Source organism: Streptomyces sp. NBC_01750, from assembly GCF_035918095.1.
In the GTDB taxonomy this organism is placed as follows: Bacteria; Actinomycetota; Actinomycetes; order Streptomycetales; family Streptomycetaceae; genus Streptomyces.
On sequence record NZ_CP109137.1, the window covers coordinates 7810271 to 7834169 of the forward strand.

General features: G+C 68.8%; 26 protein-coding genes. 11 read left to right on the top strand and 15 right to left on the bottom strand.

Annotation, left to right across the window (positions count from 1 at the left end):
- The first annotated feature begins 6 nt into the window (after positions 1 to 6).
- Both OG966_RS35265 and OG966_RS35270 read left to right on the top strand, forming a co-directional pair.
- A complete protein-coding gene (locus OG966_RS35265; RefSeq protein WP_326654131.1) occupies positions 7 to 597 on the top strand; it encodes a phosphatase PAP2 family protein in 591 nt (196 codons plus the stop codon).
- On the top strand, positions 594 to 1265 hold the full coding sequence (locus OG966_RS35270; RefSeq protein WP_326654133.1) for a phosphatase PAP2 family protein: 672 nt from the start codon (positions 594 to 596) through the stop codon (positions 1263 to 1265). Before OG966_RS35265 ends, OG966_RS35270 begins: the two co-directional genes overlap by 4 nt.
- A 152-nt stretch (positions 1266 to 1417) precedes the next feature.
- On the opposite strand, the gene OG966_RS35275 is transcribed toward OG966_RS35270, so the two are convergent.
- The 9 genes from OG966_RS35275 to OG966_RS35315 form a co-directional block, all read right to left on the bottom strand.
- Positions 1418 to 2662, bottom strand: a complete 1245-nt coding sequence (locus OG966_RS35275) for a cytochrome P450 family protein (RefSeq protein WP_326654134.1) — start codon at positions 2660 to 2662, stop codon at positions 1418 to 1420.
- The gene (locus OG966_RS35280; RefSeq protein WP_326654135.1) at positions 2659 to 3621 is read right to left on the bottom strand and encodes an amidohydrolase family protein; all 963 of its coding nucleotides are present in this window, start codon (positions 3619 to 3621) and stop codon (positions 2659 to 2661) included. The genes OG966_RS35275 and OG966_RS35280 overlap by 4 nt, the downstream gene beginning before the upstream one ends.
- Complete coding sequence (locus OG966_RS35285) at positions 3618 to 4502, bottom strand: NAD(P)-dependent oxidoreductase (protein ID WP_326654136.1); 885 nt, start codon at positions 4500 to 4502, stop codon at positions 3618 to 3620. The genes OG966_RS35280 and OG966_RS35285 overlap by 4 nt, the downstream gene beginning before the upstream one ends.
- Complete coding sequence (locus OG966_RS35290; RefSeq protein ID WP_326654137.1) at positions 4499 to 4837, bottom strand: antibiotic biosynthesis monooxygenase family protein; 339 nt, start codon at positions 4835 to 4837, stop codon at positions 4499 to 4501. The genes OG966_RS35285 and OG966_RS35290 overlap by 4 nt, the downstream gene beginning before the upstream one ends.
- 296 nt (positions 4838 to 5133) lie before the next feature.
- Positions 5134 to 5367: a hypothetical protein gene (locus OG966_RS35295; protein WP_326654138.1), complete on the bottom strand. Its 234-nt coding sequence runs from the start codon at positions 5365 to 5367 to the stop codon at positions 5134 to 5136.
- Between the two features lie 84 nt (positions 5368 to 5451).
- Positions 5452 to 5571 (bottom strand): DUF5988 family protein, encoded by a 120-nt coding sequence (locus OG966_RS35300; RefSeq protein WP_326654139.1) that lies wholly within the window; start codon positions 5569 to 5571, stop codon positions 5452 to 5454.
- 165 nt (positions 5572 to 5736) lie between these two features.
- Positions 5737 to 8751 carry an acyltransferase domain-containing protein gene (locus OG966_RS35305; protein ID WP_326654140.1) on the bottom strand — a complete coding sequence of 1005 codons (3015 nt, stop codon included), beginning with the start codon at positions 8749 to 8751 and terminating at the stop codon, positions 5737 to 5739.
- 23 nt (positions 8752 to 8774) lie between these two features.
- The gene (locus OG966_RS35310) at positions 8775 to 9080 is read right to left on the bottom strand and encodes a hypothetical protein (RefSeq protein ID WP_326654141.1); all 306 of its coding nucleotides are present in this window, start codon (positions 9078 to 9080) and stop codon (positions 8775 to 8777) included.
- Positions 9067 to 9393, bottom strand: a complete 327-nt coding sequence (locus OG966_RS35315; RefSeq protein WP_326654142.1) for a hypothetical protein — start codon at positions 9391 to 9393, stop codon at positions 9067 to 9069. Before OG966_RS35315 ends, OG966_RS35310 begins: the two co-directional genes overlap by 14 nt.
- A 1008-nt stretch (positions 9394 to 10401) precedes the next feature.
- Between OG966_RS35315 and OG966_RS35320 the strand changes: the two genes are divergently transcribed.
- Together OG966_RS35320 and OG966_RS35325 are read left to right on the top strand one after the other, a co-directional pair.
- A complete protein-coding gene (locus OG966_RS35320; protein WP_326654143.1) occupies positions 10402 to 10959 on the top strand; it encodes a hypothetical protein in 558 nt (185 codons plus the stop codon).
- Between the two features lie 10 nt (positions 10960 to 10969).
- Positions 10970 to 11482 (top strand): hypothetical protein, encoded by a 513-nt coding sequence (locus tag OG966_RS35325; protein ID WP_326654145.1) that lies wholly within the window; start codon positions 10970 to 10972, stop codon positions 11480 to 11482.
- Positions 11483 to 11667: 185 nt separating this feature from the next.
- On the opposite strand, the gene OG966_RS35330 is transcribed toward OG966_RS35325, so the two are convergent.
- On the bottom strand, positions 11668 to 13656 hold the full coding sequence (locus OG966_RS35330) for a SulP family inorganic anion transporter (RefSeq protein ID WP_326654146.1): 1989 nt from the start codon (positions 13654 to 13656) through the stop codon (positions 11668 to 11670).
- Positions 13650 to 14288, bottom strand: a complete 639-nt coding sequence (locus tag OG966_RS35335; RefSeq protein WP_326654147.1) for a carbonic anhydrase — start codon at positions 14286 to 14288, stop codon at positions 13650 to 13652. The genes OG966_RS35330 and OG966_RS35335 overlap by 7 nt, the downstream gene beginning before the upstream one ends.
- A 260-nt stretch (positions 14289 to 14548) precedes the next feature.
- Here OG966_RS35335 and OG966_RS35340 point away from each other — a divergent pair, with 260 nt between their 5' ends.
- Both OG966_RS35340 and OG966_RS35345 read left to right on the top strand, forming a co-directional pair.
- Positions 14549 to 15385: a response regulator transcription factor gene (locus tag OG966_RS35340; protein ID WP_326654149.1), complete on the top strand. Its 837-nt coding sequence runs from the start codon at positions 14549 to 14551 to the stop codon at positions 15383 to 15385.
- Positions 15382 to 16833, top strand: coding sequence for a sensor histidine kinase (locus OG966_RS35345; protein ID WP_326654150.1), 1452 nt, complete (start codon positions 15382 to 15384; stop codon positions 16831 to 16833). Before OG966_RS35340 ends, OG966_RS35345 begins: the two co-directional genes overlap by 4 nt.
- 110 nt (positions 16834 to 16943) lie before the next feature.
- Here the strand turns inward: OG966_RS35345 and OG966_RS35350 are convergent, their stop codons facing one another.
- The gene (locus tag OG966_RS35350) at positions 16944 to 17534 is read right to left on the bottom strand and encodes a ferritin-like domain-containing protein (protein WP_326654151.1); all 591 of its coding nucleotides are present in this window, start codon (positions 17532 to 17534) and stop codon (positions 16944 to 16946) included.
- Positions 17535 to 18001: 467 nt separating this feature from the next.
- On the opposite strand from OG966_RS35350, the gene OG966_RS35355 reads away from it, so the two are divergent.
- From OG966_RS35355 to OG966_RS35365, 3 genes are all read left to right on the top strand, one after another.
- Complete coding sequence (locus OG966_RS35355; RefSeq protein ID WP_326654152.1) at positions 18002 to 18352, top strand: PRC-barrel domain containing protein; 351 nt, start codon at positions 18002 to 18004, stop codon at positions 18350 to 18352.
- A gap of 557 nt (positions 18353 to 18909) precedes the next feature.
- A complete protein-coding gene (locus OG966_RS35360; RefSeq protein WP_326654153.1) occupies positions 18910 to 19701 on the top strand; it encodes a SigB/SigF/SigG family RNA polymerase sigma factor in 792 nt (263 codons plus the stop codon).
- Positions 19701 to 20489, top strand: a complete 789-nt coding sequence (locus tag OG966_RS35365) for a uracil-DNA glycosylase (RefSeq protein ID WP_326654154.1) — start codon at positions 19701 to 19703, stop codon at positions 20487 to 20489. Before OG966_RS35360 ends, OG966_RS35365 begins: the two co-directional genes overlap by 1 nt.
- 131 nt (positions 20490 to 20620) lie before the next feature.
- Here OG966_RS35365 and OG966_RS35370 read toward each other — a convergent pair whose 3' ends face one another.
- Complete coding sequence (locus OG966_RS35370; RefSeq protein ID WP_326654155.1) at positions 20621 to 20797, bottom strand: CsbD family protein; 177 nt, start codon at positions 20795 to 20797, stop codon at positions 20621 to 20623.
- A gap of 175 nt (positions 20798 to 20972) precedes the next feature.
- Here OG966_RS35370 and OG966_RS35375 point away from each other — a divergent pair, with 175 nt between their 5' ends.
- Entirely contained in the window at positions 20973 to 21479 is a 507-nt protein-coding gene (locus tag OG966_RS35375) for a CBS domain-containing protein (protein WP_326654156.1), read from the top strand.
- A 33-nt stretch (positions 21480 to 21512) separates the two neighbouring features.
- On the opposite strand, the gene OG966_RS35380 is transcribed toward OG966_RS35375, so the two are convergent.
- Positions 21513 to 21920, bottom strand: a complete 408-nt coding sequence (locus tag OG966_RS35380) for an SseB family protein (protein WP_326654157.1) — start codon at positions 21918 to 21920, stop codon at positions 21513 to 21515.
- Positions 21921 to 22345: 425 nt separating this feature from the next.
- Positions 22346 to 23479 (bottom strand): hypothetical protein, encoded by a 1134-nt coding sequence (locus tag OG966_RS35385; RefSeq protein WP_326655502.1) that lies wholly within the window; start codon positions 23477 to 23479, stop codon positions 22346 to 22348.
- A 65-nt stretch (positions 23480 to 23544) separates the two neighbouring features.
- On the opposite strand from OG966_RS35385, the gene OG966_RS35390 reads away from it, so the two are divergent.
- Positions 23545 to 23889 (top strand): cellulase family glycosylhydrolase, encoded by a 345-nt coding sequence (locus OG966_RS35390; protein WP_326654158.1) that lies wholly within the window; start codon positions 23545 to 23547, stop codon positions 23887 to 23889.
- The last annotated feature ends 10 nt before the right edge of the window (positions 23890 to 23899 follow it).

Genomic DNA, 23899 nt, shown 5'->3' on the forward strand with positions numbered 1-23899 from the left:
ATTGCCATGGACGGAGGCTCCCTCGACGGCGGCGCGTACATGTCCATCACCGACGTCGCCAGGAACGCGCCTGCCTGGCTGGACTCCGTGCTCTCCGCCTGGTCCACCTACGGCCTCGCGCTGTTCGCCGTGCTCATGCTGGTGGCCTGGTGGCGCGCACGGCCCGGTGCCTCGCCGCAGACCGCCATGGCGCTGGCCGCCCCCCTCGTCGTGGTCGCAGCCTTCACCGCCGACACCGTGATCAAGTCGCTGGTGCGTGAGCAGCGGCCCTGCCGGACACTGCACACCGTCACACTGGAGTCGTGTCCTGCCCTGGGTGACTGGTCCTTCCCCAGCAATCACGCCGCCATCGCCGCCGCGGCAGCCGTGGCCATCTGGCTCACCCACCGCCGCCTCGGAGCCATCGCCATTCCCGCGGCGCTGCTGATGGCGTTCTCCCGTGTGTGGGTGGGAGCCCACTATCCCCACGACGTCATCCTCGGCCTGATCGTCGGAGCCGCTGTCGCCGGGCCCCTGGCACTGGCGGCACGCCGCACCGGCCCACTCGTCGACCGCCTCCGCGACACCCCACTGCGCCCGCTGGTGGCACCGCGATGAACGAAACATCTCTGACGGCCAAGCACATCAGCCGCACAGCCGCGCTGGGTGTCACGGTGCTCTGCGCCACGCTCTTCGCGGCGCTGGCCATGGTCGTCACCCTCCACCAGGGTCTGCCGTTGCCCCTGGACCGGAGCATGCACGTCTGGTCCGTACGCCACCGCCCCGCTCTCGCTGTCTCCCTCGCGAGGGGCATCACCGCGACCGGCACCGGTGTCTTCCCGTATGCGTGCGCCGTGGCCGCAGGACTCATAGCGGGACGCGACACACGCGGGCGCATATACGCGGTGGTCGGCACGGTCGGATTCCTCGCCCTGGGCCAGGCCGCCCGCTCCGGCCTCCTCCACCTCATCGGGCGACCACGGCCCGCCACGGCGGACTGGGCCACCCACGCCTCCAGCTTCGCCTTCCCCTCCGGTCATGCCACCACGTCCGCACTCGTGGCAGGACTGCTGGCCTGGGCCATCGCCGGCAGGGCCCGTCCCGCCCTCGCGCACGCCGGCTGTGTGCTCCTGGTGAGCTGGGCCATCGCCGTCGGCCTGAGCCGCGTCTACCTCGGGGTGCACTGGCCCAGCGATGTCCTCGGCGGATGGCTGTTCGCCCTGGCCTGGCTCGGCCTCGGCGCGGCGCTGATCCCGCTCTGTCGTGCCGCGGCCCGGGTCGCCTGAGCCCTGCAAGAGCCCTGGACGCCGGGTGCCTGGACGACTCACAGGCGCCCCGACCGCCGCCGACGCCCCGTACGCACCGGCGACACACCACGGGACTCCTCGGCGACGGCATCGCGACGGCACGAGGATGCCGACATCCCCCCCGCTGTCGGTTACAGCGCAGCAGGCTCCAGCACGACGGGCAGCTCAGCGAGGCCGCGGAAGGCCGGGAACGGAACCTCCATCCACGGCGCCTCACGCGCGGGGTCGGCCAGAGCCACCATTGGGAAGCGGCTGAACAGACCGGTGAGAGCGAGTTGCATCTCCAGTCTGGCCAGAGGCGCTCCCAGACAGTAGTGAATGCCGTGCCCGAACCCCAGGTGGGCGCTTTGCGCGTTCTCCGGGCGCGTCACATCGAACTGGTCCGGGGAGTCGAACTTCTGCGGGTCGCGGTTGGCCGAACTGAGCGCGATCTGAACCAGGGCGCCCTTCGGAATCCGCGTCCCGGCGATCTCCACATCCTCGGTCGCGAAACGGAACGTCGCGCTCTCCACCGAGCCGTCGTAGCGCACCAGCTCCTCCACCGCCTGGCCCACCAGCTCCGGGTTCTCCTTCACGGCGCGGAGCTGAGCGGGATGGGAGAGGAGATGGTAGACGGCGTTGCCGATGAGGTACGCGGTCGTCTTGTGACCGGCGAACATCAGCAGAAACGCTGTCGAGATCAGCTCCTGCTCGGTGAGGCCGCCGTCCGTGTCCCGGGCTGCGATGAGGGCGCTGAGCAGGTCGTCACCCGGACGGCTGCGCTTACGCGTGAGGAGATCCGCGAAGTACGCGTGCAGGCTCTCCTCCGCCTTCTGCTGGGCCTGCCTGGATTCCTTGCTGAACCCGGTGTGCGCCACCGTGGTGGACCAGCCCTGCACCTGGGACCGCTCGTCCGACGGCACGCCGAGCAGCTCGCAGATCACGGTGATCGGCAGCGGGAACGCGAACGCGGGCAGCAGGTCGACCGGTTCCCGGGTCGAGCATCCGTCCAGCAGTGTCTCGACGATGTCCTGGATCTGGGGCCGCAGCGCCTCCACACGACGCGGGGTGAACTCGGAGTTGACCAGCTTGCGCAGCCGGGTGTGCTTGGGCGGGTCGGCATTGAGCATGTGGTCGTCGAGAGCCACGGACGAGTCACCGAAGATCCTTCGGTACGCGTCCATGGCCCCGTACATGTCCTTGCTCAGCCGCGGATCCGTCAAGGCGGCCCGCGCGTCCTTGTACCGCGTGATCAGGTACGTGTCGATGCCGTGCGGCGGCCGCATGGGGCAGACGGGCGCCGAATCCCTGAGGTTGGCATAGACCGGGTGCGGGTTCCGCCGGAACTCGGGGGTGCACCGCTCGGCTGCGGCGGCTGGGTCATCCACTGTTGTCACGGACGGCTCCTGAGGTCGAAGAGGGCCTCGGCGTTGCCGCCGAGGATGAGCTGCTGGGACGCCTTGTCGATCGGCAGCTTCTCGATCATGCGCATGAACTCCTCCAGGGGCACGGACATCGGCGGCGAGTCAGTGCCGAACAGCATCCGCTCCGGCCCGAGCACCTCCGCGTTGAGGCCCAGGTGCGCCGGGCTGAACGTGCTGGTGTCGACGTACATCCGCTGCAGCGCCGCACCCGGGTCCGCAGCCGGCGGGGCGGAGGGCGGCGCCGTCGGCGCGCCCCCGCTCCCGCCCCAGTGCCGGGGACGCGCCGCCGTCTGCAGGCGTTCCGTCAGCAGTGCCATCGAGCCGCCGCCGGTGGCACCGATCAGTCGCAGGCCGGGATACTTGTCCAGCCACCCCGCGAACGCGATCATCGCCATGCCCATCGAGATGTCCCCGAACCGGCCGATCTGCTCGACGAAGCCGAAGTCGTCGACCCGCTCCGTGCCGATCGGTTCGGCCGGGGCGTGCACCAGGACGGGCACTCCCGTCTCGGCGGCCAGCGCGAAGAAGGAGTCGGCTCGCGGAGAGCCGAGCAGCTCGCCGTGGACACTGGAGGTGGTGATCAGGCCGACGAAGGCGGGATCCGCCAGCGTCTCCCGGACTCCCTCCAGGTGATCGTCGTCGCCGAACGGGTTGGCGTACACGTATCCGCGCAACTGGTCGGGGAAGTTGGCGATCAGGCCCGACATCCAGTCGTGGAAGCCCCGCAGCCGGTCTCGTGGCTGCGCGTAGTTGTCGACGCCCGGGACCCGCGCCATCGCGCCGGCGCCGACCGGACTGCCGATGATGGTGAGGTCGATCCCGGCCTGAGCGCGGGCGGCGAGCATGCCGTCGACGTCGGTGAGGCTGGGGGGCATGGGGAAGCGTCGGGCGGCCTCCGGTGGGGACAGGTGCCCGTGGATATCGATGATCATGTGTGAGTTCCCGGTTTCGGTGTGAGTGCGTGGGTGACCGCGACACAGTCCTCGTCGCCGAATCCCTGCTCGGTGGCGCGGACATGGGTCTCCGCGGCTGCGGCGGCGAGCGGAAGTCGCAGTCCGGCCTCCGCGGCCTGGTCCGCGACGAGCATGAGGTCCTTGGCCATCAGGCGCAGCCGGAAGTCGGGCTTGTCGAAGCGACCGGCTGCCAGGCGCTTCGACTTGAATGCCATGACCGGCGAGGCGAAGCCGCTGCCCGCGATCGTGCTGAGGACGAGTTTCCGGTCGAGTCCGGCGGCCACCGCCAACTCGACGGCCTCGGCCAGAGCCTGCACCTCGATCCCCATCAGCAGGTTGAGGAGCAGCTTCATCCGCATGCCGGAACCGAGTTCGCCGAGGTGGACCACATCCTTGCCCAGCAGTTCGAGCAGCGGCCGGCCCGCGGTGAAGACCCGCTCCTCGCCGCCGACGAACAGCCGGAGCTCGCCGGTGCGGGCGTGCTCCCGGTTTCCCAGCATGCCGACGTCCAGAACGGACTGTGCGTTACCGGCGAGGCGGACGACCTCTTCCGGGGCGACTGTGCTGGCGCACACCAGGGATCCGGGGTACGGGCCCCCGGCCAGCACCCCGTCCGGTCCGCGCAGCACGGCTTCGAGGGCTTCGCCGTCGGCCACGGTGCAGATGGCAGCGCTCGTACCCTCGACGGCATCGGCCGGATGGGCCGCGGCGAAGGCGCCCGCCTTGGCGAGCGGCCCGGCCCGCTCCGCGGTGCGGTTCCAGACCCGCACCTGGATGCCCTGGTCGAGAAGGCGGGTGGCAAGGCCGGTTCCCATCGTGCCGAGACCGAGGACGGCCACCGGGCCGTCGGGGCGCTTCATGCCTTCCCTCCCACGGTCTCCTGAATGACCCGGAACCGCAGCGACTGGGTCTCGTCGACCCACTCGCGCAGCGGAGCCACCAGTGCGCGGTGGTCCTCACCCTGCTGCCACGCGAAGAAGTGCTCGGGCGTCTCCCACTCGCTGGTGATCACCCACTGCCGGGAGCCGTCGAGGGGCTTTCCCAGCCGGTCTATGAGGTGTCCGGGGACGCGGGCCACGGACTTGCGTATTCGCTCATACACGTCCAGAAAACCTTGCTCGCCGCCCTCGATGACGTGGACCGCGTACACGACGGACAGCCGCTCGGCCGATTGGCCCTTCTGCGCAGTGCTCATGTCTCCTCCTGGTGGTGAGATCTGACAGAACCCGATTCCCACCGACTCATGGCTCCCGCGGCCACGCAACTCCGACGTGGGGAGAGCCCAACGGGGACAAGGGCTCTCACTCGGTTTCTAGCCCGTACGAGTGAGAGTTGAAGGACCCTTTCCCGAGGCGGTCGTGGACGCCTCATGCCCCATCGACGTGGACCCGCCCACCCCTTGACGATCAATTGCGGCCAGGCTGTCGCGACGCCGGCTCATCCCGGAGTACGAACAGCCGGGGGAGACGTGATGCGCCCCGGCCCGACGCTTCAAGTGCGCACGCCCCGTGGGGCGGCGGTCCGCGCCGGGACGGAGGAAGAGGGCAGCTCCGTGTCGACCGTGGTGCCCGGTCCGGTGCCGGCGACCCGGACCATCCTGGGGCCGTAGCCCGACGCACAGCAGCCGGTGAGGTTGAGACCGATCCGGCGCTGCCGGTCGTCGGTTTTGAATTCCTCGGTGCCGGAGCTGCGTTGAACGCCGCGGCTGTCGAACGCCGGCTCCACGGTGTCGAGTTGGCCGGCGATTCCCTGGCGTCCGGTGCAGCGGAACCGCCCCGGCCTGTCGGTGGCGGTTCGCGTCCCCGGCGCTCACTCGGCGATGTACGTGCGGTAGGACCAGCGGTAGACCGGCAGTGTTACACCGTGCAGGTCGCAGTACTCGTGCGTGAACTCGAAATGCTCGTAGGCGTTGTGGTGCAAGATCTTCACCGGCTCGCCGCACCCGCCGGGCGGCCGCTGCGGCGTCGGCGAGCGGGAAGCTTTGGCAGGGCAGGGGCTCCAGCCGTCCACGGGCGATCTCGGTGAGCACTTCGCGCAGTACCAGGGCGAACAGCTCTGGACGATTCTGCTGGAGTTCGATGAGGTCGACGGTGCTCAGAGTGATGTTGTGCCGGAACGGCAACAGCCCGAGGGAAGCGTCGGAGAGGATGTCGCGAACCCCGAGCTCGACGAAGTCCCGAAAGGACGCAGAGTCTCCAGTCCGGCCCGGATCGCCTTGCCCGACAGGGAGTTGAGGACGACGTCGACGCCTTCGCCCGCAGTGGCGGCGCGGGTCTGCTCGGCGAAGTCCAGCGACCGGGAGTCCATGACGTGCTCGATTCCCATGCCCCGCAGATATCCGCGCTTCTCCTCATTACCGGCTGTGGCGAGTACCTCGGCGCCCAGCAGCCGGGCGACGCCGATGGCGGCCAGGCCGGTCCCGCCGGTGGCAGAGTGGATCAGTACCCGTTCCCCCGCGGAGAGCCGGGCGACGTGACGCAAGGCGTACCAGGCGGTGAGGTATACGGCGAGGAGCCCTGCCGCTGCGGTGCGGTCGATTCCGGCCGGCGCGGGCACGACGGCAGCGCCGGGCACGGTGACGAACGAGCCGAAGGCACCGCCCCGCAGGTCGATGGCGAGCGCGGGGTCACCGACGTGGACGGCCTCGACATCCGGCCCCACCGCGGTCACTGTCCCTGCGCATTCGAAGCCCATCCGGTATCGGACGTCCTTGTCGCCGGGAAGCAGGCCCATGGCCGTCAGCACGTCCCGGAAGTTCACGGCCGCGGCGTGGACACGTATTTCGACCTCTCCCGGTCCCGGGGCGCGTCGGTCGCCGACGGTGAGTTCGAGGGCGTCGAGGTCTCCGAAGCGGCCGACCCGGAGCCGGAAGCGGTCCGTTCCGTAGCGCACTGTGCGTGTGCCGGCCCGGGTGCGTTCGGCGTCCGTAAGCGGGGCGTAGTCCAGCCGGGCGATGTGGCGCGTGCCGCCACGCAGGGCGACCTCGTCCTCGGGGGCTGTCCCGAGGAGTTCGGCCGCCACGTCGTGCAGCCCGGCGTCGTCCGGGTCGGCGTCCACATGGGTGGCGCGGATTTCCGGGTGTTCGAACGCGAGGACGCGCACCAGTCCACGCAGGGCGCTCTGCCCGGGATCCACTGTCTCGCCGGGTTCGACGGTCTGGGCGCCATGGGTCACCACGTACAGGCGAGGAGGTTCGGGGCAGCCGGAGGCGACCGCTGGGGCGGTGTCGAGCAACCGTCGGGTGCGTCCCAGCGCATCCGTTGCCGGATCTCCGCCTGCGGTGGGTGGCGCGCACAGCAGCACCAGCGCGTGCGGGGACGCGGGGTGGGCGTCCAGGTATTCGACGAGCATGTCCTTGTGCGACCCGAGCGGGCTGTCGCCGATCGGGGTGTCGAGTACGTCGGCCGTCGCCCCTGCCGCGTGCAGAACGGCCGCAAGCGCCTGGGCGGACCCGTCCGCCTCGCCGACGACGAGCCAGCTTCCCGGCGGAATCGTCCCCGTCGTCTCCGAGCGGGGTCCGGGTTGCCAGCGCGTCTCGAGGAACCAGCTGTCGACGTCGGCGGCGTCGGTCACCTCGTGGCGTACCAGTTGGAGGCTGTCGATGCTGAACACGGGTTTGCCCGCCTCGTCCAGCAGGCTGACATGTCCGGTGACACTGTCGGTCTTCTCCTCCTCGATGTGGGCGTGGCAGTACACGGCGGTCGTGGGATCGCCGAGGATGCGTACCGCCTTGACCCCGACCGGGAGGACCAGGCCCTGGCCGGGCCCACGGGTCAGCCCTGCCACCAGGGCTTGCGCGCAGGAGTCGACCAGGACCGGGTGGATACGCAAGGCGTGTGGCGCTGTTTTCGCCGCGGCGGGTATCTCGACGCGGGCCCAGGTGCTCTCGCCGTCGCGCGAGATGCGAAGGTTCGTGATGCCGGTGAAGGCCGGGCCGTGTTCGATGCCGCGGGCGCGCATGCTCGCGTACAGCGAAGCCGGGTCGAGGGCGACCGGATGCTGTCCCGGCAGGGCGGTCAGCCTTGCCGTGGGAGGCTGCTGTGGTACGGCGGCATGCCGCAGTTCGGCCGTCGCCTGTCGTACCCAGGTTCCGTCGCCACCGCGACCGAAGATTTCACACGAGGCGTGGTCCGGGGCGGTCACGGTCACGGTGGTGACCACTTCGGCGTGGTCGGACAGCTGCAGTAACTCCAGGAACCGGATATCGGTGACCTCGGTTTCCTGCGCAGGTGCGTCGAACACTGCGCAGGCCGCGGTCAGCGCGAGGGCGCAGTAGGCGGCGCCGGGGAACACCGGGTTGTCGTGCACCCGGTGGTCGGCCAGCCATGGCAGCGCGGCGGTCCCGGCGTCTCCCCGCCAGAAGTGGCGCACCTGTTCGCCGGGGACCTCGGCATGTGTGCCGGGCAGGTTGCCGGCCGTTGCCGCGGCAGTGCCCGGATCGGCCGTGAGGTCCGCCCAGTGACGCTGGCGGTCGAAGGTGATGGAGGGTACGTCGGAGAGGTCAGCGTCCGCGTAGAGCTTCGACCAGTCGACGTTCACGCCGGCACAGTGCAGGGCCGCGAGCTGGGTCCGGAAGGTGGCCAGTTCCGACTCACCACGGCGCAGGGTGGGCAGGACGACAGGGTTGTCGATGAGACCGGGCAGGCTGTCCGTGATGGAGCGGGTGACGACCGGGTTCGGAGAGATTTCGACGTAGACGTTGTGCCGGTCCGCTGCTGCGGCGCCGATCGCGTTGCTGAACCGGACGGGGCGACGCAGGTTCGCGCACCAGTAGGCGGCGTCGAAGTCCGGAATGCCTCGTGGGTCGGGCAGGACCGTTGAGTAGAACGGGACTTGGGGCTGTTGGGGTGTCAAGCCGGCCAGAGCCGCGGCGAGGTCGTCGAGCAGCGGATCCACCTGGGGGGAGTGCGAGGCGACGTCCACGGCGATCAGATGCGCGGGAATACCTCGCAGGCCCCAGGCGGCAACCAGCCGTTCCACCTCGGTCCTCTCGCCGGCGACGACGGTTGAGCCGGGGGCGGCAAGTACAGCCACCGAGACCGATCCGGTGGACCCGGCGGCGATGAGTTCGTCTTCTGCCGTGGCGCAGTCCAGGCCCACGGTTGCCATGGCTCCCGCTCCGGCGATCCGGGTCAGGAGCGAGGACCGGCGGCAAAGGCGGTTACCAGCGCGTCACCGTCACTGCCGCCGTGGATGTAGGGCACCTGGTCGATGGACCACCGGTCTCCGAGGCACTTACGGACAGCGGCCACCAGCCCGGAGCCGCTCTCGTCGCTCGACAACGGGTTGGCGAGACCGTCCCGGGTCGTGGCCTGTGCCAGGATCTGGCCGTAGGCATGCGCACCGCGCCGGTGTGCGTGGTCGCGGCTTTCCAGGATCAAAGTCACTGAACCCTCGCCGTAGTTCACGCAGTCCGCGCGCCGGTCATAGGGCCGCATGAGGCGATCGAACGACGGCGGCGGGCTTGCCCATCGGCCCGATCGACGTATTCGCTCGTTGGGCGACACGGAGCACCGTGTAGCAAGGACCGGTTGAGCGGGTCAGGGCTCCTTGGACCAGGGCTACGTCGGAGGGGGAAACGGCCAATTCGGTGCCGATGAACAAGTCCGTCGCCTGCCGGGCGGTGATCTTTTCGGAGTCGGCCTCCAATACCGCCAGATAGCTGTGTACTTGGGCGTCCACCCCGCCCCGCCCGGCCAGAATCGCTGAAGCCGCCAGATCCCCGGCATTAAGGTTCAACTCGGCGTCCACGCACGCCTCTGCCAGTGACACCAGACCGAATCGATGTGCGGCAGTGAAGTGCGGGAGAAAACTCCCGGTAAATCGGGCAAACGTTCCTCGAACATTTCATTCGTGAGGTTTACCGGGCCGTGGTAGACGCCATCACGCAAGAGGCATGAGCGTCCGTGCGAGGCGATGTCCCAGACCTCCGCCGCGGTGAAGACGGGCCGTCCGTCACTCGGCAGGCAGAATCCCATACCGGTCACCACGACATCCCGTGCGCTTGCTCCGACGCCACTTTGCGCTGCCGCCGCTCGACCGTTCATATCCCACCTCCGAGCACGTGGATGGCATGGCGAATCACCACACCGCTACTGGGGCTTGGTCCGTCCGGACCCAAACCGCAGGAGGCGCGAGAAGTGGCCCGGTTCGCCGCCGTGACCTGCCGAACGCATCTGGAGTCTGGTCATGGCGGGTGGCGGGACGGTCCGGTGTTCCTGCGCGCCGCGACCTGAGAAAGTCCTACCAAAGGTTCATCCTGCGAATCTGTACTCAGCTTATCGTGAGGAAGGTCTGTTACCGATGAGCTGAGGAGGCGGCGCTCGAAGCACTGGAAAGACCAAACGTGCTCCAGAACTCCACCGGCGTATTCTGCTTTCCTGTTCTCGCTCCCTCGATGGCGTGTGCAACTGAGTGACGGGAGTGTCAAGTTAACCTTTGAACAAGGTTATTGATTTGGTTACTTCTGCCCAGCGGACAGATGGTGAACCCGCCCATGAGTTCGGTCGGCCGGTTTGCGCGTGCTCCGGCGGCGTCCGGGGCTTGGCGCGGTTGTGTTTTGCCTCGAATTCCCGCGGTGGTAGGTAGTCGCCTCCGGCACCCGTTTCGCCGGAGCGTTCCCATGGGGGGCTGTGTCCCGGGCCGGTGACTACCGGGACCTGGTGGCCCCCCGGCCGGCTGGGCCCGTCAGCTCGCCACCGTGGCGATAATCAAATATTCTAAAAAGGAGGATAATCGGCATTTTGTGAGGTTCGTCAGATGTCAACAGGAACCCTCCTAGCGATCATCATTCCCATCGTCGTGGTTGTCGCTGTGCTTGCCGTGGCAGCCGCTTTCGTCCGGCGCCGTCGGCACCTGCGCGAGCGTTTCGGCCCGGAGTATGAACGCACGGTCGAGGACACCGGCAGTCGGCGTGCCGCCGAGCGTGAATTGAGCGCACGCGAGAAGCGCCATGACTCTCTGGACATCAAGCCACTGCCCAGCAGTGTCCGGGATCGGTACGCCCGGGACTGGGAAAGCGTGCAGGGAGAGTTCGTGGACCGCCCGGAGGATGCCGTGCATGACGCGGACCTGCTGGTCACTTCGTTGATGCACGAGCGCGGCTACCCGACCGAGGGCCTGGCGCAGCGGCTCGACGATCTTTCTGTCGAGCACGGCCGCACGATCGAGCACTATCGCGCCGCTCACCAGGTCAACGAGCTCAGAGTGAAACACGAGGCGACCACCGAGCAGTTGCGGGGCGCCATGGTGCACTACCGCGTTCTGTTCGACGAGCTGCTCACCGATGGCGGTCAGGCCCGTCATGCCCCGGCCTGACCGCTCCCAGGTGCCGAAGACCTTCGACGCGATGGACTGGCCGAACGGAGGAGAGATGGAACGCCAACCCAGACCGGAATCCACCGAGAGCGGCCTGTCCACCGAGGACCTCGCAGCGCCGCGTGACCGGGACGTGGCCGAGCCCGAACGCGGGTCCCAGGCCCCTTCGTTTCCTGGCGAGGCCGCGCCAGTGGCAAGTGAACCCGCTGAATCCCCGGCTCAGGAGGCGGCAGGACCAGCCGAAGATGAATCACCGCAGCTGCTGACGACGGAGGACGAAGAGAGCTTCCGCGTGCGCTGGCAGGAGATTCAGAACCGGTTCGTCGACGACCCACGCGACGCGGTGCATGCGGCCGACTCCCTGGTCGCAGACGTGATGCAGACATTGGCCGCGACGTTCGCTCAGCACAAGCAGGATCTCGAGGGACAGTGGAAGCGGGGCGAGGAAGCGGATACCGAAGATCTGCGTATGGCCCTACGGCAGTATCGGTCGTTCTTCCACCGCCTGCTCGGACAGCATTGAGCAAGCACCTGCCCGTGTGTCCGCGGCAGGTCCTCGACTTGGACCTGGGCGGCCCGAAATTCAGGTGCACGAACGAGGACCATCGCCCAGGCGTGCCGCCGGCCTCGTCGGGGTGCGAGCCCGCGCCGCACACCGAGGGCGCCGTCCGGGAAGCGGACGGCGCCTTCGGCTGAGTCGACCGGGTCTCAGCGCATACGCACCCGGGCCGCGTATGCGTCCGATGAGCCCGTCGAAACCGTCGAAACCGTCGAGTCCATTGAGTTCATTGAGTTCATTGAGGTCAATGGGTCCTCCACCGGAGTCGGGTCGCGGTAGGACCACTGCGCCGTCGGCCCCGGCACATGTGCCGGGCCGCTGTCGGGCAGCGGCTCCGCCCCGGATGCCGACGGGGCCGGCGGGGGCGGCGCGTTCGGGGTGTCCGGGCGCAGCAGTTCCACGCGTACGTCCGATCCTCGGTGCTGGGCCACGAACTCGTCCACCTGGCTGCGACAGGCGTGGTCCCAGTGCGCCACGCCGGTCAGATCGAGCCGTATCCCCGGCGTCCCTGCGGCGGCGACCGTCTCCAGAGCGTCGATCAGCTTCGGCAGCCGCAGGAAGGTCACATTGCCCGCCATGACCAATATCGCGGTGTCGCCCTCCACGCTGGTGCGTACCGAGGTCTGTGACATGCGCAGCGCGGCCAGCACGATCCCCGCGGCGAGACCCGCCAGTACGCCTTCGAGCAGGGCGGTGGCGACGATCGCGACCGTGGTGAGGGTCATCACCACGAACTCGCCGCGGTCCTGGCGCCACATCTTCGGGAACTCCTCAGGCGCGAACAACTTCCAGCCGCTGTGCACCAGCACACCCGCCAGTACGGAGATCGGGATGAGAGCCAGCACACTCGGCAGCAGCAGGGCGAACGCGAGCAGCCACAGGCCGTGCAGCGTGCGGGACAGCCTGGTCGTGGCCCCTGCCTGCACATTGGCCGAGCTGCGTGCGACCACCGCGGTCATCGGGAGCGCGCCGAGGAAGCCGCAGAGGGTGTTGCCTGCACCCTGGGCGATCAACTCGGAGTTGTAGCGGGTGCGTTGGCCGGTGTGCATGCGGTCCACGGCAGCTGCGGTGAACAGGCTCTCCGCCGAGGCGATGATGGTGAAGGTGACGACGGTGGTCAGTACCGAGCCACTGGCCAGCGCCGCGAACTGTGTCGGTCCCGGAATCTGTACGGAGGCCAGCAGGTTGCCGACCTGAAGGGTGGTGATCCGGACCCCTGGCAGCGAGGCCACCGCCATACCGCCCGCCACGGCGACCAGTGCGGGCGGCACCTTCCTCGCCGGACCCGGCAACTTCTTCCACAGGAAGCTCAGCACGACGGTGCCGAGACCGAGCCCGGCCGCGATCGACTTCTGCGGATCAGCGGCGGTGTTCGCGATCAACTCCGGTATTCCCAGGATATTTTCGACCGGTTTGCCGATGGCCTTGGCGTCGGCAAGCGGGTACGCCTGGCTGAACATCAGCGGCAGCCCGATCCCGGCCAGCATGCCCTGCACCACGGCGATGGAGATCGCCTGGAACATCCGGCCCAGCCGGATCAGCCCGAGCCCGATCTGCAGGACCCCGGACGCCAACACGATCACCCCGAGCGTGGCCAGGCCGTGCTCCAGCACCGCCTCTGCGACCAGTGCCGCCAGACCGGCCGCGGGGCCGCTCACCTGAAGCGTACTGCCGCGCGCCATGCCGACCACCAGGCCGCCGACGACCCCGGAGATGATGCCCAGCTCGGGCGGCGCGCCAGAGGCCACGGCCACGCCGATGCACAGGGGGAGGGCGACGAGAAAGACGACGAAGGAGGCGGTGATCTCGGTGGCGAGATCCACCTTCTGACGGGTCTCACGCTTGTTTCCGCCCTGCGGCCGCGGCCGCTCCGGCGGGGGCGGTGATTGCGGGTCCGGTGGTTGCGGCGCCGGTGTTCCGTACGAGGGGGGCGCGTTGCCGTACGAGTCGTACGAACCGTCGGCGTCGTACGCGGGCGGCCCTGCGATGCCGGGCGTGGACGGCATCGCCTGCGCAGGACTCGGTCCGCGCCCGGAGCGCCGAGCCCGGTGCCTGCCGCCTCGGGTCCCGCCCTGGCGCCGTCGGCCGCCGTGGTCCTGGCCGTAACCGGAGTCCCGCTCCTGACCGGGGCTCAGCATGCGTGCACCCGGAAGGTGTCGCCGTCCTCGCTCAGTTCCCAGAGTTCGCCCGTGTCCACCTCGTAGTACCAGCCGTGCAGCCGCAGCACGCCCTGCGCCAGCCTTCGCCGGATCGCCGGGTTCTCCCGCAGCGCGGCCAGCTGTACCCGCACGTTGAGCTGCGCCAGTTCTGTCAGGCGCGCATCTTCGCTCTCGCCGGTGGAGTTGACCGGACCGGTCGGCTCGCGTTCCAGCACGGGGGCCAGCCCCGGCCTGGCGACCTCGAGCCACGCCCCTACGCGGGGCAGTGCGGAGAAGTCCTTGCCGGAGGACAGTGCGCCCATCGCGCCGCAGTGCGAGTGCCCGCAGACGACGATGTCACGGACGTCCAGCACCTCCAGCGCGTACTCCACCGTGGCGGCCTCCCCGGAGACCAGATGCTGTCCGTGCGGCGGCACGATGTTGCCCGCATTGCGTATTTCGAAGACTTCACCGGGCCGTGCCCCCGTGATCAATGCAGGTATGACGCGGGAATCGGAACAGGCGATGAAGAGTGCCTGCGGAAATTGCCCCTCGGCCAGTTTCCGATATGTGTGGCTTTCAAAATCTACCCGGCGCCGGAACGATCGGGCGCGTTCGAGCAGAGCCTTCATGGTGCCTCCTCGGTGGGTGGGTTGTGGCCTGGACCTGGCTCAACACCGTAGAGAGGGGGATGCAAGGCGGAGGTTAGAGGAACGCTAGAGCCACCTCAGAATCGGGCAAGGCGCTGTGACCTGTCTCCCAATGTCCCTGGACCCGCGTGCCGTTGATTTCAATCAATGTACGGTGATCGTCCCGGGTGCGGACTATCGGGAATTCATGTCGTGAGGATTTACTCAGGATTTACTCTGCATTCACGGGAAGACGGAACTCAATGACACTGCGGGCCCTGCTCGTCGAGGACGACGACACGATCGCCGAACCCCTGGTGGAGGGCCTCGGCCGCTACGGCCTGACGGTGAGCCATGTGTCCACCGGAGCCGCCGGGCTGCAAGGCCCCTACGGCGACATCGTCCTGCTCGATCTGGGACTGCCCGACATGGACGGCATCGACGTCTGCCGCGGTATCCGCCAGGTCTCCGAGGTGCCGATCATCATGCTCACCGCACGTAGTACGGAGGCCGACCGGGTGCTGGGCCTGGAGCTGGGTGCCGACGACTACCTGGCGAAACCGGTCAGCATCCGGGAGTTGATCGCACGCATCCGGGCGGTGACCCGCCGCACCGCGGCATGGTCGGGTGCCGCGGAAGCCGCCAACCGTCTCAGGGCCTTACCCCGAGCGGCTGCGGCGGCTCTGCCCGCGACAGCACCCGACCGGGCCCCGGGGGCATTGGAGTGGCAGGGCCCCGAACCCGTGCCCGAACCCGGACGCACAGCGCCGCAGTCCTCCCCGACCGGGGCGCTGGTCGTCGACCGCCGCACCCGCGAGGTCTGGATCGGGGAGAGGCCGATCATCCTCACCCCCAAGGAGTTCGACCTGCTGGCCCTGCTGGCCGAGGACCCCGGAGCTGTCTACTCGCGTCAGGAGATCCTCGACCGGGTCTGGGATCTGCACTTCCACGGTCCCACCAAGACCCTGGACGTCCATGTCGCCACCCTGCGGCGCAAGTTGGGCGACCCGGCCTGGATCCAGACCCTGCGCGGGGTGGGCCTGCGCCTCGCCGTACGCCCCCGCAGCGACACCAACCACCCCGAATCACAGCCCCGATGACACGCCGACTGCTGCTCAGCTATCTGACCATCGCGACCCTCGTCCTCGTCTGCCTGGAGTTCCCCCTCGGCTACGTCTACACCCGGGCCGAGCGTGAGAGAGCCACCAACGCAGCCACGGAAGAGGCGGAATCGGTGGCCGACTACGCCGCTCTCTCCCTCACCTACGGCCGCCCCGGCGAACTCGCCGAACGGGTCGGCGTCTGCGCACAACGCATCGGTGGCCGAATCCTGGTCGTGGACAGCAGCGGCACCCTGCTCGTCACCTCGCACCCGCTGGGCCGCGATCAGCAGGCCGCCCTCGCCCGGCGCCCGGAGATCGCTGCCGCGCTGCTCGGCGGTGACGGAGCCAACGCGCGTACCTCCACCATCGGCGGTGTCCAGTGGCTGTCGGTCGCCGTTCCGGTACGCCACGGCGCGACGCTTCACGGCGCCGTACACCTCACCGTCCCCACCGACGCGATAGCGAGCAACGTCCACCGTGTATGGCTGGTGCTGGGACTCGGCGGGCTCGGGGTGCTGGCCGTTGTCGCGTTGGCCGCCTTCGCGCTGGCCCGCTGGATCGGCCGCCCGATCCTCGAACTGGAGCGTGCCGCGCGTACCTTGGCCGGTGGCAGCCTCACCACCCCTGCCTCCGTCACCACAGGACCGCCCGAAGTACGCAGCCTGGCCGCCACCTTCAACCGCACAGCCGCCCTGCTGGAGCATCTGCTCGCTTCACAGCGCGCCTTCGCGGGCGAGGTGTCCCACCAGTTGAAGACCCCGCTCGCCGCGCTGCGGCTGCGCCTGGACAACATGGAACCCGACATCCTGCCAACCGTGCGCGGCAACTTGAACGCGGCGATGACCGAGACGGACAGGCTGGCCCGAATGGTCGAGGGCCTCCTCGCCTTCGCCCTGATGGAGGAGACCGCGCTCACGCCCGAACCCGTCGACCTGGACCGGGTTCTGCGGGACCGAACCCTCGCCTGGTCCGGGCTGTACGCGCGGGAAGGCGTCCGACTCGTCCTCAAGGGCAATCCGGTCGGCACCGTCCTCGCGGTGCCTGGCGCCCTGGAGCAGATTCTGGACAACCTGCTCTCCAACGCCCTGCGCGTCGCCCCCACGCGCAGCGTGGTGACCGTCTCCCGGTGGCTCTCGGCCGCCGGGGCGGAACTGCACGTCGAAGACCAGGGCCCGGGCATGACCAACGAACAACGCGGCCGCGCGTTCGACCGCTTCTGGCGCGCCCCCGGCGCCCCCAAGGGTGGCACCGGCCTCGGCCTCGCCATCGTTCAGCGCCTCACGCTGGCCGGCGGCGGCGAGGCGCTGCTCCTCCCTGCCCCGGGCGGCGGCCTCAGGGCCGTCATCCGCCTTCGGCGCGCGACGCCCCGCCGCTCCAGCGGTTTGCCGAACCTCCCGCGCCGCCGCCCGGCGGTAGGAGCGGGTACGGCTGCGGGGAAGCGGTGAGTACGGCCCGTTGCCGAGCGCGATTGCCCGCGCCCGCTCCTGGGGGCGGGGCCGGGGCGGCCGCGGTACCCGTATGCCGGTGCGGATCGACGGCAGTCGTGCTGGTGGGGTCAGCGCGTCCTGCCCGCCGCGGAGCCACCGTCCGGCGGGATGCGCGCCAGCAGTCCACGGAGATCGTCCGCGTGCTCTTCCTCCTGCGCCAACAGGTCCTCGAACACACGACGCGTGGTGGGGTCGTCCTCGCCGAGCCACTGGATGATCTCGGTGTACGACGCGATGGCCACTCGCTCCGCCACCAGGTCCTCTTTGATCATTTCGATCAGGTCGGAACTGGCGTCGTACTCGGCGTGGGCCCGCGTGGTCAGCGTGTCCGGATTGAAGTCCGGCGCGCCGCCCAGCTGCACGATCCGCTGAGCCAGCTTGTCGGCGTGCTGCTGTTCCTCCTGCGCATGCTCCAGGAACTCGGCTGCCACGGGCTCCGAGTAGATCCCGGAAGCCGTGTAGTAGTGCCTTTTGTAGCGCAGGGTGCAGACGATCTCGGTGGCCAGCGCGTCATTGAGTACCTGGAGCACACGCGCGAGATCAGCGCCGTACGCGTCCGTCACCGGCCCCTTACCCATCTCCTCGCGGGCGCGTGCGCGAATCGTCTCGATGTCGATGAGGAAGTCGGCCACGGTGCAGAACGCCCTTTCTTGTCGCATGGGGGTGCGGACAGGACACGGGTACCCGCCGGTCGTCATCGTGCACACGATTTCATCAGAGTTCAGCCGCTCGGCACACCGCTGGGGGGTGACGGCCGGCCCGGCAGCGGTGTCGACGCGCTGAGCGGCCAGCTCCTGACTGCCGTGGTGCAAGCCGGGCACCGGTCCTGGCGCGCCGGCGTGTCCAGCCGGAGGAAGCCGCTGTGCGCCGCCGGCTGTTCGACTCGAAACCGGAGCGGAACCATTTTCATCGACTTCCGTGTTCTTCGATTGCCCCGAAATCATTGCGCCGCCCGGCCCGAATCCGACGCGTCACTCGGCGGCTGAATCACGCCGACGCGGCAGCGCATTTTACGATCAAGGTGTGTAACGAAAGCGGACCGGGGCACTCGGCAGGTCGAGGGTGACAGTCGCGGGAAAATGGTGGCTGTTTTCCTCGCCGTCCGCAGTCGATGAGGAGTCATTTCATGAGCGAGAACATCTGGGGTTACCAGCCGACGAGCGGTTACACCGCCGGCACCACTCTGGCCGGGTTCAAGGTCGAGGCAACCGACGGAAGCATCGGCAAGGTCGACAAGCACTCCGACGAGGTCGGATCCGCCTATCTTGTCGTCGACACCGGGCCGTGGATCTTCGGCAAGCACGTCCTGCTGCCTGCCGGCACGGTCATCCGTGTCGACACGGCCGCCGAGACGATCCACGTCGGCCGCACCAAGGCCCAGATCAAGGACGCGCCCGAGTTCGACAAGGAGAAGCACACCAGCGACCCGGGCTACCTCGAACAGATCGGTGGCTACTACGGCAGCCACCGCGCCTGACCGTACTCGGATACCGAGGTGGGGCCCGCCGGAGACCTCCGGCGGGCCCCACCTCGCGGCGGAACCCTCAGGTCGGCGCGCTGCCTCTTCGTGCTCACGATGTGGTCTTCGTGCCCACGATGCGATCGGGCAGAGGGCGGTGGTACGCGTATGTTGCGTGGGCGGGCTCCCGAGGTCAGGCTGGTAGTGACCGGGAATTGAGGTCGGGGTGCGATCGCTGATATACGTCACCTGAATGTGAGCATTACAGATGACGCCGTCGCCCATATCCACCCCGATTCGTCGGATGCCGCGTTGCGGATGACGCGGCGCCACGTGGACGCATAGATCGGGGCCGGCGACTCGGTGGAACTCGGCGGTTCCGAAAGGCCTTGACGAATTCTCCAGGAACCATACGTTTGGCCAATTGGGCGGCGGGCACGTGCTTTATGTGCTTCGGACCGGAGGCACTCCCGGGGAGCGGCTCGACGCCCCAGGTGTGGGTCCGTCCCTGTGCGATCCGGACTCCCGAGGGTCGACCACTTCCGTCAGTACCGTCAAGGGAACTGAAACGCATCATGCGCACTCAGGAAGCCAGAAAGCACCCGCACGACGACGCACCCGACACCGCCGCCGCGTTCACCCGGCTGGCCGGGCTGCCGCCGGGAGACGAACGAGAGAAGCTGCGCCAAGAAGTGGTGACCGCCTGGCTCCCCATGTCGGACCGGCTCGCCGGCCGGTTCCGCAGCCGCGGTGAGAGTCTCGACGACCTGCGACAGGTGGCCGCGCTGGGCCTGGTGAAAGCCGTGGACCGCTACGATCCGGAGCGCGGGACCGCCTTCGCCAGCTACGCCGTGCCGACCATTACCGGCGAGATAAAGCGGCACTTCCGCGACTACATGTGGACCGTGCATGTCCCGCGTCGTGTCCAGGATCTGCGCAATCGGGTACGGACCGCACAGCAGGAGCTCACTGTGTCGATCGCCGGCCACGCGCCGACTGTCGCCGAGATCGCCGAGCAGGCCGCCATGACGGAAGAGGAAGCGCTGTCCGGTCTTGAGGCGCTCGACAGTTTCACCGCGCTCTCCCTCGACGCGGAACAGCGGGGAAGCGAGGACGGCTACAGCCTCGGCGACTCCCTCGGTGGCCTCGACCCCGCACTCGATGTTGTCGTCGACCGGGAGGCGATCAGGCCACGGCTGCGGCAACTGCCCGCACGCGAAAGGGAGATCCTCTACTTGCGGTTCTTCGAGGACATGACGCAGAGCAGGATCGCGGAGAAGGCCGGTATATCGCAGATGCATGTGTCCCGCCTGATCAGCCGCAGTTGTAGCCAACTGCGCGACGCCGTGATGCAGGACGCCGCCTAGTGGGAGGCTCACCGCCGAGTCCTGTTGAGGCTGACTTTCCCGCGCGCAGCGCGTCCCGCTGCGGAGAACTGGGCGAGCTGGACGCGCACGTGGTCCAGTGCCGGGCTTGCCCCAGGCTGGTGGCCTGGCGCGAGGAGGTCGCCGCCACGAAGCGTGCGGCCTTCCAGGAATGGGAGTACTGGGGCAGGCCGGTGCCGGGATTCGGGCCGCCGGACGCGGCGCTGGCCGTCGTCGGTCTGGCCCCCGCCGCCCACGGCGGCAACCGGACCGGCCGGATGTTCACCGGCGATGCCTCTGGCGACATCCTTTTCGCCGCTCTGTACGCCGTCGGTCTCGCCTCCCAGCCGAATTCCACGCACCGCGGTGACGGCCTGGAGCTGCGAGGAGTCCGTGTCACGGCGCCCGTACACTGCGCTCCGCCGCAGAACAAGCCCACTCCGGCGGAGCGTGACGCCTGCCGGCCGTGGCTCGCGACCGAGCTGGAACTCCTCGGCCCCAGCCTGCGCGCGGTGGTCGTCCTCGGCGCCTTCGGCTGGCAGGCGCTGCTGCCCGTGCTCGGCCACGCGGGGTGGCAACTGCCGCGTCCACGGCCCGCCTTCGGGCACGGTGCCGAGGTGACCCTGCCCGGCAGCGGCGCGAAGAAGGAGCTGCATCTGTTCGGCTGCTACCACCCGAGCCGGCGCAACACTTCGACGGGGCGGATCACCTTCCCCATGCTCGTCCACGTCTTCCGCCGGGCCTCCACCGTCAGCGGCCTGGATCAACGGGCCCCTGCTCTGCCTGAGTGATGTCGCCCATTTGGCGCCAGGTCAGCCGGGGTGACCACGGAACTCGGGGTACCCCCCGCTGCCTTGGCGGCGAACAAGGGGGCTGGGCCGAGGCTCGCCGCCCCATGCCCAGCCCCTTGCAATAATGCCGCCTACAGCCCGGACGGCTTGTTCATCCGCTCGGCAGTCTTTTCCGCGGCTTCCTGGGTCTTGCCCGCCATCCGCTCGCCACGGCCTTCCGCCTGTATGCCCCGGTCGTTCATGGTCTTGCCGGCGGTTTCCTTCATCCTGCCCTTGACCTGCTTTGCCTTGGCCTTTGCCTTACCCATGACAGTTGTCCTTTCGTGCTTGGTGATGGACTGCGTAACCACCTTGCGTCCATCGCTCACAGTGCGCAAATGGGTGCGAACGGTAACGTTCGGTCAGGGTGCAGAACAGCGTGCCCAGTGCCAGGGTTGAAGCGGAACCGAGGAGACCCGATTCTGTGGCCTGTGGTCGGCGTGGGTGGCCGAGCCGATGTGGCGCCCGCTGCTGCTGGTGCGGCGCAATTGTTGCGGCCGGCGGGGCGAGGCCAACCTTCCGGAGGTAGCCATGACCCAGCGAGTACGCGACTTCATGACCAAGCATCCGGTCACCGTCGGCCCGCTGACCTCTCTTACGGAGACTGCTCGCCGAATGCGTGACGAGAACGTCGGTGATGCCCTCGTCGTCGAGGACGGCCGACTGTGCGGCATCATCACCGACCGAGATCTGGTCGTTCGTGCCATGGCTGACCAGAAGGACCCCGACGAGACGACCGTGCACGCCATCTGCACCACCGAAGTCATCAGCATCAACCCTGGCGACAGCCCGGAGGATGCCCTCGACCTCATGCGCCGGCACGCCCTGCGGCGACTGCCCGTCACCGAGGACGACCGCCCCGTGGGTGTCGTGACGCTGGGTGATCTCGCCATCGAGCGTGAATGGATGTCAGCACTGGCCGATATCAGTGCGGCCGAACCCAGCACCTGACCCGATCCGGTGCCCCAGGCTCCGCCCGGGGACTCAGCTGTGGCGCCCGGCCAGCAAGGTACGTACGCCCTCGGCGCTGAGGGTCAAGGCGTCGGGGGAACTGGCGTCGATGGTCAGTGACAGGTCGCCGGTCGGCCACCCTGCGGCGAGCGTGCCCAGAGGCACGAGGTGGTAGCGCGAGATGGACGGCAGCAGCTCGGCCATGCGCAGTTCCGAGGTGAAGACGGGTACCAGGCTTTCACCGCCAGGCTGTTCAAGGACCGGCAGTGTCACGGCTCCGGTATCCGATTCCGGCTCGGCGGCCGGGTCACCGGGAACGGGAATCAGCACATCGCTGTCGGCCAGCGTGTCCAGTGCCGTCTCGTCCTGAGCGTTCTCGGCCAGGGCATGCAAAGCCTGCTGAGCCGCGGATGGGGTGTTGTCCGAGGAGTTGTGCATCATGTATCCCGTTGTTGTGGCCAACAGGCCGCTCGGGAACGGGCGGAAAGGCTTGCCCGGTACCCGGGCGGATGTCATTTCCCGTACCCGCCTTCGGTGCGCTCATGGCACACCCTCGGCGGCGGGTTTCCACCACTCGTGCAAGAACAAGACAATTCTCAAATGATCACATGACACGTCCCGGCTGAGATGGACATCCCACCTGGGCTTCGATGTGATCGATCACCTCGTTGAACTCCTTTGTCGGGAAGAAATCGGGAAGAAAGAGGATGCACTCGCAGTCCACGAGCGCTTCCGGGGCGTGACCAGGCGGCCAGTGGAAGACCTCTCCCTCTCCAGCGTGGGCCTGACGGAGGCCGCCCGCCACATGGGTCAGTTCCGACCGTCGGCCCGGCCCGGCCCGGCCCGTCCCGCTCTCGCCAGGGTTGCTACGCCTGGCCGGCGTGCAGGTGCTCCAGGCGCCGCTGGAGCACCTGCAGTGCCCCTCGCTGACGGCCCGGGACACTTTGGCGCAGCCTGACGAGCGCCGGCGCGAGTGAGCGTGCCCGGGGCAGATCGCGGATCTGCTCCCACTGGTGGTGGGCCCGGTCGACCGCCCCTTCGACATCGGGATCGTCCGGGGCCTGCCGGCGTGTGAGCCGGGCTGCTGCGGCGGCCATCCACAATTCGCAGCTCAGACCAGGATCGTGGGCGAGCCGGGCGAGATCCGCCCGGACCTCCAGCCAGTGGATGGCCTGCACCGAGCCGGGGCCGTGGGTCCGTAGCTCCTGCTGTTCCCAGGCCGCCGCCGCGGCCGCGGCCTCGCCGTGCCGGCCCGCCTGTGCGGCGGCAAGGATCGCCGGATGCGGGTCGGCCACCGCCACGGCCGCCACGGTCTCCGCGGCGGGGACGCCCACGAGCGGCGGAGGTCCGACCGTGAGCAGCAGCGCGTCGTCGGCGCCGGCCCGCGCCGCGGCCTGTTCGTGCAGCGCGGCACGGTCCGGCCGTGCGCCGCTGCGCCAGATCGCCGCACACGCCTTCAGATAGGCGGGGACCGCGGTACCGCGGCGCGGGGACGCCGGCGCGATACGGCCGTAGAGACGGACACCATGTCCGAGGGCGAGGCCTTCCGTCACGATGTGCTGCCACGCCTCGTGGTCGGCGACCAGATCGACGACCACGGTCGTGGTGTCCGGACGCCGCACCGCGAGTTCGCCCGCGAGCCAGTGCCAGGGAAGTGCCGTGTAGCGCACGGTCGTCGGCGTCGTCCGTGCGAGCGCGAGATGCAGGAGCCGCTGCCTGCGGTCCAGCTGCAGCTGTCCGGCGATGTACAGGTACAGCGGCCCTTCCGCGATCGCGGCGGCCCGGATCCGGGTGAGCACGGTCTGGGGGTCGAGCGGATCGGCGAGCTCGATCACCGTCGCGGTCGGCGTGCCCGTCAGCGCGCTGGGGGGTACGGCGGCGAGCGCGGGCAGCACCGAACTCGCGTCGATGAGACGGCCTTTGCCGACCGGGGCGGCTGCGATGAGCAGCGCGGTTCCCGGTTCTGCTGTGTGCCCTCCGTTGATCACCACACCCAGCACCGTAGCCGACGCCGCCGTGTCCGAAGCCGCCCTCGGGGTGCGATACACCCTGGCCGAAGGCTTTTGTGCGGTCGGCCCCGATTCTGGTCGGCACCCGCGCCTGGTCCTCCCTCGGTGTGTCCGAGGACTCGGACGGGACGGAGATCGTGAACAACCCGGTCAACGCCTCCCACATCATGTACACGTTCCACCTCTGCGCCGCCTCGCACGGCGCCGAGTACCTGGGCACGCTCTCCCGTGCGGCGGACAGACTCCCCATGTTCGTCACCGAGTTCGGCACCCAGACAGCTTCCGGCGGCACCGGGCCGCTCAAGGCCGCAGGTGCCTGGGTCCGCAACCGGACCAGGACCCCCGGACGACTTCCCGACAGGCTGACACCGGCTCCGTATGTCCCCCGCCCGCCCATGTGATCCCATGGGC